Origin of the sequence: Proteus sp. fly-1067 (genome assembly GCF_040139345.1) — a bacterium.
Classification (GTDB): domain Bacteria; phylum Pseudomonadota; class Gammaproteobacteria; order Enterobacterales; family Enterobacteriaceae; genus Proteus; species Proteus vulgaris_B.
The window spans coordinates 36,786-54,935 of the sequence record NZ_JBEEUL010000014.1; the positions used below are offsets into that span (position 1 = coordinate 36,786).

An 18,150-nucleotide genomic window follows, 5' to 3' on the forward strand; every position below is an offset into this window, starting at 1 on the left:
GGTGCCTACCGTCCAACATCATGATACTCGTCTTCGGACCTTATCAAACACAGGGCGACACGTGGAGTGAGGCACCACCTTCATTCTCTTTTAGAGAGAAAAGAGATGAAATCTTGACGGGCGGAATATCTCAGTAAGATATTCCGCTCTCCCACTTCTAGAGCCTGTCATATTTTCTCGCTTGTGTTTGTTATCCTCACCTGATTTTCTAATGTCGGACTTTTTTCTTGTTATCAAGTCATGTAGCATCGCATTACTCTAATAGGTGTTGAGATGATTTCATTGAAAAAGTGGCGTATTTTTCCTCGTTCTTTAAGACAGCTCGTGATAATGGCATTTTGGATGGTGCTATTACCTTTACTTGTCCTTGCTTATCAAGCTTATCAAAGCCTCGATCAATTAAGTAATCAAGCAGCAATCACTAATAAAAATGCATTGGCTGATACTGAACGTAGCGAAGTTATGCGAAATTTAGCTATTGAGATGGAAGGAAACTATCGTCGTTATTGTGTTTTACGCGATAAAACTGATGATGATATGTATCAACAACGCTATCAGCAATACACCAAACTCTTCTCAACATTACAACAAACCATAATCCCGCTTTCTTCATCTAAAGAAGCTGACGTGCTTAATTCCTCCCTTGAAAAGCTAAAGTCTATTCAGTGTGAAAGTAGTGAACCTACGAAAGACATGCAACAAGCTCTAGAGCAGTTCTCTTATGCCAATAATCGTATAGTGATGCTAACAAAAGAGATTATTTTTAGCCGTGGCGAACAGTTACAAATGGCAATTGCTGAGAAAGGACGTTATTTCGGCTGGCAGAGCCTTATTGTGTTCGTATTCAGTTTGATCCTCATCGCACTATTTACCCGAATGATCATCGGCCCTGTTAAAGGGATTGAAAAGATGATCAATCGATTGGGAGAAGGTCGAACACTTAGTAACAATTTGGATTCTTTTCAAGGACCTCGGGAGCTTCGATCGTTAGCTCAACGTATTATTTGGTTAAGTGAACGATTAGCATGGCTTGAATCACAACGGCATGAATTTTTACGTCATATTTCTCATGAGTTAAAAACGCCACTTGCTAGTATGCGAGAAGGTACAGAATTATTAGCTGATGAAGTTGCAGGTCCTTTAACGCTCGATCAAAAAGAAGTGGTTTCTATTCTTGATAATAGTAGTAAGCAGTTACAGTTATTGATTGAACAACTGCTTGATTATAACCGTAAACTTTCTGAGGTTCCTCAGCAAATTGAAGAGATCGATTTAACTCATTTAGTGAATGATGTGGTATTAGCACACAGCTTACCGGCCAGAGCGAAAGAGATTAAAACGATAATTTCACTTAATCTGACAAAATGTCGAGCAGAAGCAACATTATTATCACGAGTTATCGACAATCTCTATTCGAATGCGGTGCACTATGGTGCTGAATCAGGTAATATCTGGATCTCTAGTTATCAAGTTGAACAGAAGATAGTGATTGATATAGCCAATAAAGGAACGCCTATCCCTGAATCTGAACAAAAAATGATTTTTGAGCCCTTTTTTCAAGGTTCTTTACTACGCAAAGGTGCTGTAAAAGGAAGTGGTTTAGGTTTAAGCATTGCTCATGACTGTATCAAAAGAATGGAAGGTAAATTAAATGTTGTTCCTTCTGACTATGCCGATGTCTGTTTTCGTATTGAATTACCGCTACTTTCTGAGAATAAATAATGCAAATCAGGTCACAAATACAAGCATCTCCTCATCATGAGTATAAAAAAATAAATAAACAGATGCTTGGTACTGAACCGTTATCTATGGCTCCTGCATCAACTAGAAAGATCGCATTAAATTGGAAACAGTGTGTCTTGATTTTTATGCTTCCACTGGTTCTTTCAGGTTGTACGCCAAAGTCGCCTACTGCATCGTTAGAACCCGAGCCTGATGCACCCGTTGTTAAACAAAGAACAATTGATTACCGTTGGGCTGAATGTAAAACATTAAGCGCTTTTTATGATGAAGGCATTAATAATGCACTTTATTGGTTACGTATAATTGAATGTACGAATCGCATTATGACTACAGAAGCGCAACGCCAAGCAAATAGTGTTGTCGTTACAGGCTGGGATGATGCATTTTATAAAAGCATTTTATTAGAGCGTGCTGGTATGACGATTGCTGATCGTCGAACACAATTAGTGTTACTAGAAAGCTACAAACTTCAATTTCCAAGCTCTATGCGTGTTTTATTATCGACATGGATTGAAAATCAAACACTCATTCTCTCTTTAGCAGAAGAAAAAAATCGTTATCGTCGTTTAACTACTGAAACGGACAATAGAATAGATGCACTAAGAAAAGAGAATAATGCATTACAGCATGAACTGAATATCACACTGAAAAAGCTTGAAAGTCTTACTCAAATTGAAAGGCAGTTATCGAATAGAAAACAAAGTGGCTCTGTTGATTCGTTATCACAAAATGAGGATTTAACGGAGAGTGTGGTAACCACATCCCCAGAAACAGAAAAAACAGTTGTTGAAAAAACGACTGAAAAGCCTACTTCTACACAATCGATAACAGAAAAACCAAAGAGTGAGGAAAGAACACCTTCTGCAACAGCGGTTAAACCTGAGCCTTCAAAACCAGAATCTGCAAAACCTGAAGCGGTTAAACCTGAACCTTCAAAACCAGAATCTGCAAAACCTGAAGCGGTTAAACCTGAGCCTGTTAAAACTGAAATAAAAAAACAGGATGCTAAACCGACTGAAGTAGGATCTAAATAAGGAGAATGTGCATGGCTGGCCATAAATCAGCAAATCTTTTACTTGTCGATGACGATCCTGGGTTATTAAAGTTACTTGGTATGCGGTTAACAAGTGAAGGTTTTCATATCTTCACCGCTGAAAGTGGGCAAGAAGCACTAAAACTTCTCTTAAAAGAAAAAATAGACCTTGTTATTAGCGATCTGCGCATGGATGAAATGGATGGTATGGCATTGTTTGCTGAAATACAGCGTCAGCAACCAGGAATGCCAGTCATTATTTTAACTGCCCATGGTTCTATTCCTGATGCAGTTGCAGCAACACAACAAGGTGTATTTAGTTTTTTAACAAAACCCGTTGATCGGGACGCACTTTACAAGGCAATTGATGAAGCACTTGAATTAGTAACCACAGTTTCAGATGAAGAGTGGTCTAAAGATATCGTGACACGTAGCCCACAAATGCTACGTTTATTAGAGCAAGCAAAGTTAGTTGCACAATCTGATGTCAGTGTACTTATTAACGGCCAAAGTGGCACAGGTAAAGAAGTTCTTGCTCAAGCCATTCATCGTGCAAGCCCTAGAGCTAAAAAACCTTTTATAGCCATTAACTGTGGCGCCTTGCCGGAACAACTTTTGGAATCTGAATTATTTGGTCATGCGAAAGGTGCTTTTACAGGAGCCGTAAGTAGTCGTGAAGGTCTATTTCAGGCGGCTGAAGGCGGTACACTGTTTTTAGATGAAATTGGCGATATGCCAATGGCATTACAAGTTAAATTATTACGTGTTTTGCAAGAGCGAAAAGTTCGCCCATTAGGAAGCAATCGTGATATTGATATTGATGTCCGTATCCTTTCTGCCACACATCGTGATTTACCTAAAGCGATGGAGCGTAATGAATTCCGTGAAGATTTGTTCTATCGTTTAAATGTGGTGAATTTACGAATTCCGACATTAAGTGAGAGAGCTGAAGATATTCCTGTTCTTGCTAATCATCTATTACGTGAATCGGCTAAACGCCATAAGCCTTTTGTCCGAAGTTTTTCTACTGATGCTATGAAGTGCTTGATGACAGCAAGTTGGCCAGGAAATGTGCGCCAATTAGTTAACGTGATTGAACAATGTGTCGCTTTAACGACAGCTCCAGTTATTAGCGAAGCTTTAGTGACACAAGCCTTACAGGGTGAAAATACCGCTTTACCAACATTTGCTGAAGCAAGAGGGCATTTTGAAATGACTTATTTGAGAAAGTTACTGCAAATGACGAAAGGTAATGTGACTCAAGCAGCACGTATGGCAGGACGCAATCGCACTGAGTTTTACAAATTGTTATCTCGTCATGAACTAGATGCGAATGATTTTAAAGAATAACCTTTTCAGATAACGAATATATTTTTAAACTAGTTTTCCTTTAATGCGAAAGATAGCGGAGAGACTAATTTTTATGAGTCGTAAATTAAAACTCGCAATGGCTCAACTCAATTGGGTTGTTGGCGATATAGAAGGTAACTGTGAACGCATGTTATCTACCGTTAAAGCGCAAGAAGAGGCCGATCTGGTCATGTTTTCTGAGCTGGCTTTATGCGGTTACTCTCCTGAAGATCTGCTATTTCGTCCTGATTTCCAGCAACGTTGTGAAACACAACTTACGCGTTTAGAACAAGCAAGTAAAAAAACAGCGATTGTTGTTGGACATCCTTGGTGGCAAAACGGCAAAATTTATAACGCACTCTCATTTTTCTATAAAGGCGAGTTACAAGCACGTTATTTCAAACAGCAATTACCTAATTACGGTGTGTTTGACGAAAAACGTTATTTCCAACAAGGAAATGAACGTTGTGTTGTGCCATTTAAAGGTTACCATTTAGGTTTGTTAATTTGTGAGGATATCTGGATTAATGAGCCTATCGATGCATTAAAACAAGCAGGGGCAGATCTTGTTTTATCTATTAACGCCTCGCCATATAACCGTGAAAAACCCCATGTTCGTACACAGTTAATTAAAGAGCATTGTCAAAGAACGCATCTTCCTGTGATCTACCTTAATCAAATTGGTGGCCAAGATGAGTTGGTCTTTGATGGTTGTTCTAAAGTATTTGATGAAAGAGGTACGATCACACATCGTTTAGCTGCATTTGATGAGCAAACAGCAGTTGTAGAGTTTGATGAATTAACCATCATCCCGATGGTAAATCCAGCACCAGAACTTTCACCTTTAGCGCAAGTGTATCAAGCATTAGTGCTTGCAACGCGTGATTATGTCACTAAAAACGGTTTTAAAGGGGCAATTCTCGGATTATCTGGGGGGATTGATTCTGGATTAACAGTTGCTATTGCGGCTGATGCATTAGGAAAAGAGAGTGTTCAAGCAGTTATGATGCCTTTTCGTTATACTTCCGAAATGAGTATTCATGATGCCAAAGAACAAGCTGATTTATTAGGTGTTGAATTCGATACGGTATCTATTGAACCAATGTTTGATGCCTTTATGGCACAGTTAGCACCAATGTTTAAAGATACTGCCGCTGATACTACAGAAGAAAATCTACAGGCTCGCTGTCGCGCGGTGATTTTGATGGCGATGTCGAATAAACGCCGTCGCTTAGTGCTCACCACAAGCAATAAAAGTGAATCCGCTGTGGGATACTCGACATTGTATGGTGATATGGCGGGGGGCTTTGATGTGTTAAAAGACGTCCCTAAAACATTAGTTTTTGAACTATCTAAATATCGTAATACACTTTCACCGGCTATTCCTCAACGTGTGATTGATAGACCACCATCAGCAGAATTGGCGCCGGGACAAACTGACCAAGATAATTTACCACCTTATGACATTCTGGACGCTATTCTTGAAGGTTATGTTGAACAGGATAAATCTGTTTCTGATTTAGTTGCTGCTGGATTTGATGAAGCAACGGTCCGTAAAGTGATAAAATTAGTCGATATTAATGAATACAAGCGACGTCAAGCCCCAGTAGGGCCACGTATTACAAGTCGTAATTTTGGTAAAGATCGCAGATACCCAATAACAAGCGGTTTTGGTCGCCACAACTGGTAATAGCAGGATAATACGATGAAAAAAATTGAAGCGATAATTAAGCCGTTTAAGTTAGATGATGTAAGAGAAGCGCTTGGTGAAGTGGGTATCACGGGGATGACCGTAACTGAAGTGAAAGGTTTTGGTCGTCAAAAAGGGCATACTGAACTTTACCGCGGTGCGGAATACATGGTTGATTTTTTACCTAAAGTAAAAATTGAAATTGTTGTTGCTGACGAAATTGTTGAAACTTGTGTAGATACCATTATGACAACAGCACAAACAGGTAAAATTGGTGACGGTAAGATTTTTGTTTTTGATGTGAATCGTGTTATTCGTATTCGTACTGGCGAGCAAGACGAAGAAGCTATTTAATTATTTAAGTTAAATAATACATTTTATTAAAGCCTGATATTTTTTAGTCAAAATATCAGGCTTTTTCTGTTTTTGGTGCATGATTATTTTTTTATGTTTTGCCTATAGTGCTATTTATATCTTATACAAGTCAATTGATGATAATGAACAATTTATTTTACTGTTTATTATAAACTTTAAGGCACAAAATGTTATTTAATAACTTTTTAAGAAAGTTATTATCATCAATATTAAAAATCATTAAGGTATGGGCAAAATAGTGTTTAATTATTTATTAAAGCGGCTCGCTTTATTTTTATGTGCAGCAGTGCTTATCGCCATCACGACGGGATTTATTTTTCTTGATATTTTGGTGCTTGATAATGGTATTTCAGAGACATCAGTGACGGAATTAGGGCAAGAAATTATCGTTGCGATTATTAGCTTATTCTTTTTTGTTAAAGCGTGCCAAGACAGTGAACAGCGGGGAGCGTTTACTCTAATTATGGGTTTTTTTCTGTGTATTCTAATTCGTGAGTTAGATGGTGTATTTGATCAGATTGCACACGGCTCTTGGGTTTGGTTTGCCCTAACAGTGGCATTTATTAGTATTGCTATCGCGATTAGAGAAGGTAAAAAGACATTAAAAGGATTAATGCATTTTATTACCCATCCAAGTCACGGAATGTTAGTTGCAGGTCTATTATGTATTTTGTTGTTTTCTCGCCTATTTGGGATGGGGATATTGTGGCATAAATTATTAGGTGAAGATTATAATCGTGCGGTTAAAAATATGGTAGAAGAGGGCAGCGAATTATTTGGTTATACACTCTGTCTAATTAGTGTTATTTGGTACGGCTTTTCTGCTAAAGATCATGTTATTCCCACTGCAATTGAAAATAAATATCAACCATAAAACAACATGATATAAATAACAAAAGCGCTGATAAATGTAATTCTATCAGCGCTTTTTATTTAATTTATTTTAAAGCTTAGTTTTAATGGTTTGATTATTTATTGATTATAAATCTTGCAGAATAACAGCATGAGGGCCAAAACATTCATAATGAAGTTTTTCACTATTAACGCCTAATTCAATAAGCTGTTTGGCAATAGATTGCATAAAAGGTAATGGCCCACAAAAATAGAAATGCATATCAGGAATATTTATCCAATTTTCAACTTGTTTTAATGTCATTAAGCCTTCAAATTGATAATCTTTATCTTGTACATCTTCAGGCCGTGGTGTGCGATACCAAACCGCTTGTTGATAATGTGGAAGTTTACTACTGACTTGATGAACTTCACCTTTAAAGGCATGAACACCACCATGTTCAGCAGCATGTAACCAATTAACATTGGCTTGATGAGCAGAAAGGGTGTGTAACATTGATAACATGGGTGTTAAACCTACACCCGCTGAAATTAATGTAACAGGTGTTGTTGGTGATACCTCTAAATAGAAATCTCCCCCTGGTGCGGCGACTTGTAAAGTATCCCCTTCTTGAATATGGTCATGAAGAAAATTCGATAAAATACCTTTCTCTTCGCGTTTGACTGCGATGCGGTATGTTTTATTATTTGAAGATTGAGTTAATGAATATTGACGTATTTCTTGGTTTTCAAAACGTTCATCGCGGATATAAAGGCTTAAATATTGTCCAGCTTGATAAGGTGTAACATCAAGGCCGTCTTCAGGAGCTAATTCAAAGCTGGTAATAACATCACTTTGTTTTACTTTATGTGTGACTTTAAAAGCTCGTAGCCCTCTCCAACCACCGCTTGTTTGTTCTTTTTGTTGATAAATTTGTTCTTCACGATTAATAAAGACATCCGCTAACACTTGGTAAGCGGCGCCCCAAGCGTCTAACACTTCTTGCCCTGGGTTAAACATTTCATCAATTGTGGCCAATAAATTTTCACCTACGATGGGGTAATGCTCAGGAAGAATATTTAAACTGACGTGTTTTTGTGCGATTTTTTCGACTGCAGGTAAAATTGTAGGTAAATTTTCAATATTGATTGCATAAGCGCATATCGCATTAAATAAGGCTTCACGTTGGGCACCACTACTTTGGTGGCTCATGGTAAAGATATCTTTTAGCTCAGGATGACGAGAGAACATTCGATCATAAAAATGTGCGGTTAATGCAGGGCCTGTTTTAGCAATAAGAGGAATTGTTGATTTAATTGTCGCGATAGTTTGTGCATCTAACATAATTGCTCCTGAAAAATTTTCAGTTTATTGTGAATTTTTATAAATTGCATTTTATATGCAACTTATCTCTTTTTGATTATTTTGTAAATAACTGTTTTTATTTTTTAACAAAAAATCTCAAATCTTAGAGAATGATGCGGGGTGTTTGCATAATAAGGCGTGATGTACCTCAAAAAGAGGAATAAGCACAGGATAAAATGAGGTTGTTAAAAAGTAATAAGGTGCTGTTATAATTGGGTGGCAAACGATTGCGTATTTTTTCATTAGGGGCTATCTCAATGAAGAAAAAGAGTTTACACTGTATGCCATTCTTTCTCCCGTATGGGAGTTTGTCTTTAGTGAAGTTAGCTGAGTCAGGAGATCTGAATGTTAAAACGTGAAATGAATATTGCTGATTACGATCCAGAGTTATGGAATGCAATGGAAGGTGAAGTGACTCGTCAAGAAGAGCACATCGAACTTATTGCTTCTGAAAACTATACCAGTCCTCGTGTTATGCAGGCGCAGGGATCTCAGCTGACAAATAAATATGCTGAAGGCTATCCGGGTAAACGTTACTACGGTGGTTGTGAGTATGTGGATGTTGTAGAGCAACTGGCAATCGATCGTGCAAAAGCATTATTTGGTGCTGACTATGCTAACGTACAACCTCACTCAGGTTCACAAGCGAATGCCGCTGTTTATATGGCATTACTAAAACCGGGTGATACTGTTTTAGGTATGAACTTAGCACAAGGCGGCCACTTGACTCATGGTTCACCAGTTAACTTCTCTGGTAAACTATATAATATCGTACCTTATGGTATTGATGAATCAGGTAAAATTGATTACGAAGATATCGCTATTCAAGCTAAAAAACATCAACCAAAAATGATTATTGGTGGCTTCTCTGCCTATTCTGGTTTGGTTGATTGGGCAAAAATGCGTGAAATCGCTGATAGCATTGGTGCTTACCTGTTTGTTGATATGGCGCACGTTGCGGGTATGATTGCTGCGGGTGTTTATCCTAACCCTGTTCCTCATGCTCACGTTGTTACGACAACAACGCATAAAACATTAGCTGGCCCACGTGGTGGTCTTATCCTAGCTAAAGGTGGAGATGAAGAGTTCTACAAAAAACTGAACTCAGCAGTGTTCCCTGGCTCTCAAGGTGGCCCTTTAATGCACGTTATCGCGGGCAAAGCGGTTGCATTAAAAGAAGCAATGGAACCAGAGTTTAAAGTTTATCAGCAACAAGTTGCTAAAAACGCGAAAGCAATGGTAGACGTTTTCTTAGATCGCGGTTATAAAGTAGTGTCTGGCGGAACTGAAAACCACCTGTTTTTATTAGATTTAGTTGATAAAGACATTACAGGTAAAGATGCGGATGCAGCGCTCGGTCGTGCAAATATCACTGTTAACAAAAACAGTGTGCCAAATGATCCACGTAGCCCATTTGTTACTTCTGGTGTTCGTATTGGTTCTCCAGCAATTACACGTCGTGGTTTTAAAGAAGCAGAAGCTCGTGATTTAGCCGGTTGGATGTGTGATGTCCTTGATAATATCAATGATGAAGCGAACATTGAGAAAGTGAAACAAAAAGTCTTGGATATCTGCGCTAAATTTCCAGTTTACGCATAAGTTTGTAACGATATAATAAAACCCGTTGTACAAGCCCGCTTCGAGAACTTGTTCTTGGCGGGTTTTTTTGCATCTTAAAAATGGGGGATTGGATGGTTATTCCATCAACATTGTGGCTTGCCTTAGATTATTTTACGTATTTCTTCTCGTACGGTATCTTTTTACCTTTTTGGTCAATATGGCTAAAAGGAGAGGGTGTCGATCCTGCAATGATAGGTCTGTTATTAGGTGTAGGTTTAACTGCACGTTTTGTTGGTAGCCTCATCTTAACGCCTGCAGTAAAAGATCCATCAAAACTTATCACTGCATTACGACTATTCGCCTTTCTCTCATTACTCTTTACTGTTGCATTTATGATGGGCAGCCATTGGGCATGGTTATTCTTTGTGATGACTGGATTTAACGTATTCTTTTCACCTATGGTGCCTTTAGGGGATTCCTTGGCTGGAACTTGGCAAAAACAGTTCCCCTTTGATTATGGAAAAATCCGTGTTTGGGGCTCTATTGCTTTTATTATTAGTTCATCATTGTTAGGGATTTTAATTGATGCTTTTGGGCATCCCATCATTCTTTATGGGTTGATTGCCAGTACCCTTGCATTATTCCTTACATCGATGCTTCGTCCTAAAGTCATGCCTCAAGGTAAGGTGAAAAAAGCAAAACACAGTAATGTGTCTTTTATGAAACTCATTTCTGATGGGCCTGTTTGGCGCTTTTTGTTATGTGTTTCTCTATTGCAAGGCGCGCATGCGGCCTATTATGGTTTTAGCGCGCTTTATTGGGAAAAAGCAGGATATGACACTGCAACAATTGGCTATCTTTGGTCATTAGGTGTGGTATCTGAAGTCATCGTTTTTATGCTTAGTCACCGTTTATTCCGCCGGTGGAGTGCAAGGGATCTGCTGTTACTTTCTGCTTTTGCTGGGCTTTTACGTTGGGGATTAATGGGGAGTTTTACCGCATTACCTGCACTTATTGTCGTTCAAATCTTACATAGTGGTACGTTTACAGTATGTCATTTGGCTGCAATGCGTTTTATTAGTGCCCGTCAAGAACACGAAATTATTCGTCTGCAAGCTGTGTATTCTGCTTTAGCAATGGGAGGAAGCATAGCCATTATGACGATTATATCGGGCTGGCTATATGAAAAACTCCCAAATCAAGAATCATTGATCTTCTGGTTAATGGCTGCGTTAACGATCCCAGCGATGTTTATCAGACCTAAAGTCAAACCTCAAAATAGTTAACAACTAAAAACATATAGACAATAAAAAAGACCATAACTTGATGGTCTTTTTCTTTTATACAGCTATACAGCCGCCATTATAGGTATCGACACAATTAACGTTTTAATGCATCCGTTAATTCGCTACGAACTTCAGCTAATAATGCTCTAACGACACGTGGGTTACCAGCAACAATATTACCTGTTTGGAGATAGCCGTGGTTACCAGTAAAGTCAGAAACGATAGCACCTGCTTCACGAGCAATTAACTCACCACCTAAGAAATCCCAAGGTTTTAAGCCAATTTCAAAGAAACCATCAACACGGCCAGCGGCAACATAAGCTAAATCTAATGCAGCTGAGCCTGTACGACGGAAATCAGCACAAGGAACAAACAGTTTACCTAACATGTTCATATAAGCTGCTGAATGTTGTTTGCTTTTGAATGGAAAACCAGTAGCAAGAACAGCACCATCTAAATCACGGGCATTAGAGCCACGCAGACGATAACCATTTAATTGAGCGCCTTGACCGCGAACAGCTGAAAATAACTCGTTACGCATAGGATCATAAACAACTGCCACTTCAGTACGGCCTTTAATGCGTACAGCGATAGAAACAGAGAAGTGTGGAAGACGTTTAATGAAGTTAGTCGTGCCATCAAGTGGATCAATAACCCATTGTATGTCGTGATCTTCACCGAGTAACTCGCCACTTTCTTCCGTAATAATGGTGTGTTTTGGATAAGACTTACGGATGATTTCAATGATTGCTTGTTCTGCGTCACGGTCAACATTAGTGACAAAATCATTGGTACCTTTCTGATTAGTTTCTACAGATTCAGGATTTTCGTAATTTTTGGCGATTAAATTACCAGCCTTACGTGCGGCACGTATGGCAATATTCAGCATCGGATGCATGGTTATCTTCCACAAGATGTTAAAGAACGGGGATAAAAAACGTGCGAGAGTATAACAGGCATTCGTGTTTCTGGCTACATTTGTGATAAAATAGATGGATCACAAAGCAATTAACAAGAAATCAATGTTAGAAAATATTCGCATCATCCTTGTAGAGACCTCACATACAGGCAATATGGGCTCTACAGCTCGAGCTATGAAAACCATGGGATTGACCAACCTTTATTTTGTTAATCCGAAAGAAAAACCAGATTCACATTCTATTGCCCTATCAGCAGGTGCAAGTGATGTTATTGGCAATGCACACATTGTTAATAGTATCGATGAAGCGATTGAAGGTTGTGGTTTAGTGATTGGAACAAGCGCTCGCAGTCGCACACTTTCTTGGCCTATGCTTGCCCCCCGTGAATGTGGTGAGCGTTGTGTTATGGAAGCTAAAAATAAGCCAGTTGCGGTAATTTTTGGTCGTGAACGCACAGGTTTAACCAATGAAGAATTACAAAAATGTGACTTTCATCTATATGTTCCGACTAATCCAGAATATGGTTCTTTAAATTTAGCGATGGCAGTTCAGCTTGTTTGTTATGAAATTCGTATGGCAGCACTTGCCCAAGAAGAAAAACAAGAGGAAAATACCCCATCAGAGATTGATTATCCACCTGCTGATGATATTGAACGTTTTTATGTTCATTTAGAACAGGTGCTGAATGAATCAGGCTTTATTCGTCCTAAACATCCAGGGCAAGTGATGAGCCGTTTACGCCGTCTATTTACGCGTGCACGCCCAGAAACACAAGAGCTTCATATCTTACGTGGTATTCTAACGTCAGTTGAGAAATGGGCTAAGAAATAGAGGGTAAAGTTGATTAACTTAAGTCAACTTTGGGCTGAGTATAATACTTGACTAAAACACTCGGATAAATAGTTGACTAAATTACTCGGGAATGACACAATTTGATTATTGTTCACCACGGAGTATTTGTTATGAGACTGACATCAAAAGGGCGTTACGCAGTTACTGCAATGCTTGATGTTGCATTGCATTCACAGCAAGGCCCTGTTCCCCTCGCCGATATTTCAGAGCGTCAAGGGATTTCCCTTTCTTATCTTGAGCAGCTTTTCTCGCGTTTGCGCAAAAATGAACTAGTTGCAAGTGTTCGAGGCCCTGGTGGCGGCTATTTATTAGGCCGTGATGCTGGGCAAATTTTTGTTGCTCAAGTTATTTCTGCGGTTGATGAATCTGTCGATGCTACCCGTTGTCAGGGTAACAAAGAAGGTTGTCAAGGTGGCGATCGTTGTCTGACTCATACTTTGTGGCGTGATTTAAGTGATCGTATAACCAGTTTCCTAAGCAGTATCAGCCTTGAAGAGTTAGTGAATAACGAAGAGGTTATGGATGTCGCCGATCGTCAAGACAATGAAAAACGCCATGCTATCAATGGTCGTTTACAAGAAACCATTGTTAATATGCGAGTTTAACGGCGATCTCTAGGTAGGCAAAAACAAAATTATTAAAGAAGATCCGTCGTCTTTGGAGTTAGTGAGCAATGAAATTACCCATTTATCTAGATTATTCAGCAACCACTCCTGTTGATCCGCGAGTTGCTGAAAAAATGATGCAATGCCTAACTATTGATGGCATTTTTGGTAACCCAGCCTCTCGTTCACACCGTTTTGGTTGGCAAGCAGAAGAAGCTATTGATATTGCACGTAATCAGATTGCTGATTTAATCGGTGCTGATCCTCGTGAAATTGTATTCACATCAGGTGCAACTGAAGCTGATAACCTCGCACTAAAAGGTGTTGCTAACTTTTACCAGAAAAAAGGTAAGCACATCATCACTTCAAAAACCGAGCATAAAGCCATTTTAGACACTTGTCGTCAACTTGAGCGTGAAGGTTTTGAAGTCACTTATTTAGCACCAAAAAGTGATGGTCTGATTGACCTGAAAGAGCTTGAAGAAGCAATGCGTGAAGATACTATTTTAGTTTCTATCATGCATGTAAATAACGAAATTGGTGTTGTTCAAGATATTGCGGCTATCGGTGAATTATGCCGTAGCAAAGGGATTATTTACCACGTAGATGCAACGCAAAGCGTTGGTAAGTTACCTATTGATCTCTCTAAGTTAAAAGTTGATTTACTTTCTCTTTCTGCACATAAAGTATACGGCCCTATGGGTATCGGTGCGCTTTATGTTCGCCGTAAACCACGCATTCGTTTAGAAGCACAAATGCACGGTGGTGGGCATGAGCGTGGTATGCGTTCAGGTACATTAGCCGTTCACCAAATTGTAGGTATGGGCGAAGCTTACCGTATATTGAAAGAAGAAATGGCTGATGAAACTAAACGCTTAAACGAATTACGTTTACGTTTATGGAATGGCATTAAAGATATTGAAGAAGTTTATATCAACGGTTCTTTAGAACACACTGCGCCAAATATTCTTAATGTAAGTTTCAACTATGTTGAAGGCGAATCATTAATGATGGCACTGAAAGATCTTGCTGTTTCTTCAGGTTCAGCCTGTACTTCAGCAAGTTTAGAACCTTCTTATGTACTGCGTGCTTTAGGATTAACAGATGAACTTGCACACAGTTCTATTCGCTTCTCTCTGGGCCGTTTCACAACAGAAGAAGAAATAGATTATGCAATTAAACAAATCCACAGTGCTATTGGTCGCCTACGTGATCTTTCGCCACTTTGGGATATGCATAAACAAGGTGTTGATATCAACAGTATCGAATGGTCTCACCATTAATCAGACGTTTTCAGGAGTTAAATCATGGCTTATAGCGATAAAGTAATTGATCATTATGAAAACCCTCGTAATGTGGGCTCATTTGATAACAACGACCCTTCTGTAGGAAGTGGTATGGTAGGCGCACCTGCTTGTGGTGATGTCATGAAACTGCAAATTAAAGTTGATGATAACGGCGTAATTGAAGATGCGCGTTTTAAAACTTATGGTTGTGGTTCAGCGATTGCATCAAGTTCACTGGTTACAGAATGGATGAAAGGTAAAACATTAGATGAAGCCGAATCCATCAAGAACACCGCAATTGCAGAAGAATTAGAATTACCACCAGTGAAAATTCACTGTTCAATTCTTGCAGAAGATGCAATAAAAGCAGCGATTGCAGACTATAAAAGCAAACGCCAAGGCAAGTAATTGTCTTTTATAATAAAAAAATAAAATATTGGCGGATGCTGAAACTTTTTTTCAGTATCCGCTTTCGTTCTTTATGAGTGAGGTGTGCCATGTCAATTTCCCTTACAGAATCCGCCGCTAATCGTGTTCGCTCTTTCCTGTCTAATCGAGGTAAAGGTGAAGGTTTACGTTTAGGCGTAAGAACATCCGGTTGTTCTGGAATGGCTTATGTTCTTGAATTTGCTGATGTCATCAATGACGAAGATACTGTTTTTGAAGACAAAGGTGTGAAAGTTATCATTGATGGTAAAAGCATGGTCTATTTAGATGGAACTGAGCTTGATTTCGTCAAAGAAGGATTAAACGAAGGCTTTAAGTTTAACAACCCCAATGTATCCAATGAGTGTGGTTGTGGTGAAAGCTTTACAGTGTAATTTGTGTTAAAACACGGTATTAACGTTAATTAATCCAAGAGTAGATGTATGGACTATTTCACACTATTAGGCATGCCTAATCGCTTTGATATTGATAAACAGCAACTTGCTACACGTTATCAAGAAATGCAACGTCAGTATCACCCAGATCGTTTTGCTGGTAAATCTGATAAAGAACAGGCTCAAGCTGTTTCGTTTGCCTCCACTATCAATCAGGCTTATCAGACCTTAAAAAATCCAATCTCTAGAGCTGAATATATGCTCTCTTTGCACGGTATAGATATCGCTAATGAACAACAAACGATGCAAGATACTGTGTTTCTAATGGAACAATTAGCATTAAGAGAAGAGCTCGATAACATTGAATATAGTGCTAATGTTGCTGTTTTATTATCCGATTTCTCTTCACGTTTAGATAAAAACTATATAGTTCGTTTTGATGAAATGGTAACAACGATAAATAGCCATAATTGGAGTGTTGCTGCTGATTGTGTCAGAAAAATACGTTTTTTAACTAAACTTAAAGAACAAGTAGAGCAGTTAGAAGAACGCCTGTTTGACGAGTCTTAAGGGAAACTGTTATGTCATTATTACAAATTAGTGAACCAGGTCAAACACCTGCGCCACACCAGCGCAGACTTGCTGCGGGTATTGATTTAGGAACGACACACTCATTAGTTGCCACTGTACGTAGTGGGCAAGCCGAAGCGCTTTCAGACAGCGAAGGTCGCTATTTATTGCCATCTGTTGTGCAGTATCAAGTTGATCATATCAACGTTGGTTGGAATGCTAAAAAAGAAGCAGAAAAAGATCCTGCTAACACGATAAGCTCAATTAAAAGAATGTTGGGTCGCTCACTAAGTGATGTGACAAGCCGTTATCCTAATCTTCCTTATCATTTTCATGAAAATGAGAATGGTTTACCGTTAATTAAAACAGCGGCAGGTATTGTCGATCCTATTCAAGTTTCTTCTGACATATTAAAAACATTGGCAGAACGTGCAACGCAATCATTAGGTGGTGAGCTTGATGGTGTAGTGGTCACTGTACCAGCCTATTTTGACGATGCTCAACGCCAAGGTACAAAAGAAGCAGCTCGCCGTGCAGGATTACATGTTTTACGTTTATTAAACGAACCAACAGCAGCTGCTATTGCTTATGGTTTAGATTCAGGAAAAGAGGGTACCATTGTTGTTTATGACTTAGGCGGTGGTACTTTTGATATTTCCGTTTTACGTTTAACCAAAGGTGTTTTTGAAGTCTTGGCGACCGGTGGTGATACCGCTTTAGGTGGCGACGATTTTGATATGATGTTGGCGGATTGGATAAGAGAACGCGCAGGTTTTGGCTATCAAAAAGATGCGATATTACAACGCCAACTGCTGGATGTAGCATCAGAAACTAAAATTGCATTAAGTGATAATGATGTTGCTGATATCAGTATTAATGGTTGGAAAGGTGAAATTACTCGTGCTGAGTTTGAATCATTAATTCAATCATTGGTGAAGCGTACATTGTTGTCTGTTCGCCGTGCTTTAAAAGATGCAGATGTTGACATTGATGAAGTTCTAGAAGTGGTTATGGTTGGGGGGTCGACACGAGTCCCATTAGTTCGTCAAATGGTTGGCGACTATTTTAAACGTGAACCACTAACATCTATCGATCCTGACAAAGTCGTAGCTATTGGCGCTTCAATTCAGGCTGATATTTTAGTGGGTAATAAACCTGATAGTGAAATGCTATTGCTAGATGTTATTCCACTTTCTCTTGGTCTTGAAACAATGGGCGGATTAGTTGAGAAAGTAATCCCTCGCAATACCACGATCCCTGTTGCCAGAGCGCAAGAATTTACGACATTCAAAGATGGTCAAACAGCAATGAGCGTTCATGTTGTTCAAGGTGAGCGTGAATTAGTTAGTGATTGTCGTTCTCTTGCACGTTTTACATTACGTGGTATTCCGCCGATGGCCGCAGGTGGTGCTCATATTCGTGTGACATTCCAAGTTGATGCTGATGGCTTACTTAGTGTCAGTGCTATGGAAAAATCAACGGGTGTTGAAGCCTCAGTACAAGTTAAACCCTCTTATGGTCTTAGTGATACTGAAATCGCTAAGATGATCCAATCTTCGATGGAAAATGCCCAAGAAGATTTACAAGCTCGTCGCCTAGCCGAGCAAAAAGTCGAAGCAGCACGCGTGTTAGAAAGTTTAACAGCGGCATTAGAAGAAGATGCTCATCTGCTAAATGAAGATGAGAAAACCGCTATCGACAAAGTTGTAGATACCTTAATAGAGAGCGTTAAAGGAACAGATCCTGTTGCCATTGAAAACGCGATTAAACTACTGGATAAGCAAACTCAGGATTTTGCAGCGCGTCGAATGGATTCATCTATTCGCCAAGCGTTGGCAGGTCATTCTGTGGATGAGATATAA

At 39.2% G+C, this 18,150-nt stretch carries 17 protein-coding genes; 15 read left to right on the forward strand and 2 right to left on the reverse strand.

All coding sequences use genetic code 11. The features are described from left to right. Positions 1-273 precede the first annotated feature (273 nt). The 6 genes from ABN217_RS16160 to ABN217_RS16185 all read left to right on the forward strand — a co-directional run bounded on the left by ABN217_RS16160 (position 274) and on the right by ABN217_RS16185 (position 7,065). The gene (locus ABN217_RS16160; RefSeq protein ID WP_196553811.1) at positions 274-1,722 is read left to right on the forward strand and encodes an ATP-binding protein; all 1,449 of its coding nucleotides are present in this window, start codon (positions 274-276) and stop codon (positions 1,720-1,722) included. Further along, positions 1,722-2,777 (forward strand): two-component system QseEF-associated lipoprotein QseG, encoded by a 1,056-nt coding sequence (qseG, locus tag ABN217_RS16165; RefSeq protein WP_349459623.1) that lies wholly within the window; start codon positions 1,722-1,724, stop codon positions 2,775-2,777. Before ABN217_RS16160 ends, qseG begins: the two co-directional genes overlap by 1 nt. An 11-nt stretch (positions 2,778-2,788) precedes the next feature. Next, the gene (gene glrR / locus ABN217_RS16170) at positions 2,789-4,126 is read left to right on the forward strand and encodes a two-component system response regulator GlrR (protein ID WP_087803278.1); all 1,338 of its coding nucleotides are present in this window, start codon (positions 2,789-2,791) and stop codon (positions 4,124-4,126) included. A gap of 73 nt (positions 4,127-4,199) precedes the next feature. Further along, entirely contained in the window at positions 4,200-5,816 is a 1,617-nt protein-coding gene (locus tag ABN217_RS16175) for an NAD+ synthase (RefSeq protein ID WP_196553810.1), read from the forward strand. A 15-nt stretch (positions 5,817-5,831) separates the two neighbouring features. After that, positions 5,832-6,170: a nitrogen regulatory protein P-II gene (glnB, locus tag ABN217_RS16180; protein ID WP_109392985.1), complete on the forward strand. Its 339-nt coding sequence runs from the start codon at positions 5,832-5,834 to the stop codon at positions 6,168-6,170. A 247-nt stretch (positions 6,171-6,417) separates the two neighbouring features. Then, the gene (locus ABN217_RS16185) at positions 6,418-7,065 is read left to right on the forward strand and encodes a hypothetical protein (protein WP_196553809.1); all 648 of its coding nucleotides are present in this window, start codon (positions 6,418-6,420) and stop codon (positions 7,063-7,065) included. 105 nt (positions 7,066-7,170) lie between these two features. On the opposite strand, the gene hmpA is transcribed toward ABN217_RS16185, so the two are convergent. Then, complete coding sequence (gene hmpA / locus ABN217_RS16190; protein ID WP_349459625.1) at positions 7,171-8,367, reverse strand: NO-inducible flavohemoprotein; 1,197 nt, start codon at positions 8,365-8,367, stop codon at positions 7,171-7,173. Positions 8,368-8,733: 366 nt separating this feature from the next. Between hmpA and glyA the strand changes: the two genes are divergently transcribed. Together glyA and ABN217_RS16200 are read left to right on the forward strand one after the other, a co-directional pair. Next, on the forward strand, positions 8,734-9,987 hold the full coding sequence (gene glyA, locus ABN217_RS16195; protein WP_197268999.1) for a serine hydroxymethyltransferase: 1,254 nt from the start codon (positions 8,734-8,736) through the stop codon (positions 9,985-9,987). A 92-nt stretch (positions 9,988-10,079) separates the two neighbouring features. Beyond that, positions 10,080-11,234, forward strand: a complete 1,155-nt coding sequence (locus tag ABN217_RS16200) for a 3-phenylpropionate MFS transporter (RefSeq protein ID WP_072068701.1) — start codon at positions 10,080-10,082, stop codon at positions 11,232-11,234. A gap of 94 nt (positions 11,235-11,328) precedes the next feature. Here the strand turns inward: ABN217_RS16200 and suhB are convergent, their stop codons facing one another. Next, positions 11,329-12,132 carry an inositol-1-monophosphatase gene (gene suhB, locus ABN217_RS16205; RefSeq protein WP_349459627.1) on the reverse strand — a complete coding sequence of 268 codons (804 nt, stop codon included), beginning with the start codon at positions 12,130-12,132 and terminating at the stop codon, positions 11,329-11,331. 124 nt (positions 12,133-12,256) lie between these two features. Between suhB and trmJ the strand changes: the two genes are divergently transcribed. From trmJ to hscA, 7 genes are all read left to right on the forward strand, one after another. Next, positions 12,257-12,985, forward strand: coding sequence for a tRNA (cytosine(32)/uridine(32)-2'-O)-methyltransferase TrmJ (gene trmJ / locus ABN217_RS16210; RefSeq protein ID WP_072068756.1), 729 nt, complete (start codon positions 12,257-12,259; stop codon positions 12,983-12,985). A 131-nt stretch (positions 12,986-13,116) separates the two neighbouring features. Then, a complete protein-coding gene (gene iscR, locus ABN217_RS16215; RefSeq protein WP_006533450.1) occupies positions 13,117-13,611 on the forward strand; it encodes a Fe-S cluster assembly transcriptional regulator IscR in 495 nt (164 codons plus the stop codon). 68 nt (positions 13,612-13,679) lie between these two features. Then, positions 13,680-14,894: an IscS subfamily cysteine desulfurase gene (locus ABN217_RS16220; RefSeq protein WP_072068700.1), complete on the forward strand. Its 1,215-nt coding sequence runs from the start codon at positions 13,680-13,682 to the stop codon at positions 14,892-14,894. Positions 14,895-14,918: 24 nt separating this feature from the next. Beyond that, positions 14,919-15,305: a Fe-S cluster assembly scaffold IscU gene (iscU, locus tag ABN217_RS16225; RefSeq protein WP_036935393.1), complete on the forward strand. Its 387-nt coding sequence runs from the start codon at positions 14,919-14,921 to the stop codon at positions 15,303-15,305. 89 nt (positions 15,306-15,394) lie between these two features. Then, a complete protein-coding gene (iscA, locus tag ABN217_RS16230; RefSeq protein ID WP_036935396.1) occupies positions 15,395-15,718 on the forward strand; it encodes an iron-sulfur cluster assembly protein IscA in 324 nt (107 codons plus the stop codon). A 48-nt stretch (positions 15,719-15,766) separates the two neighbouring features. After that, complete coding sequence (gene hscB / locus ABN217_RS16235; protein WP_196553806.1) at positions 15,767-16,288, forward strand: co-chaperone HscB; 522 nt, start codon at positions 15,767-15,769, stop codon at positions 16,286-16,288. An 11-nt stretch (positions 16,289-16,299) separates the two neighbouring features. Beyond that, the gene (hscA, locus tag ABN217_RS16240) at positions 16,300-18,150 is read left to right on the forward strand and encodes a Fe-S protein assembly chaperone HscA (RefSeq protein WP_340893447.1); all 1,851 of its coding nucleotides are present in this window, start codon (positions 16,300-16,302) and stop codon (positions 18,148-18,150) included.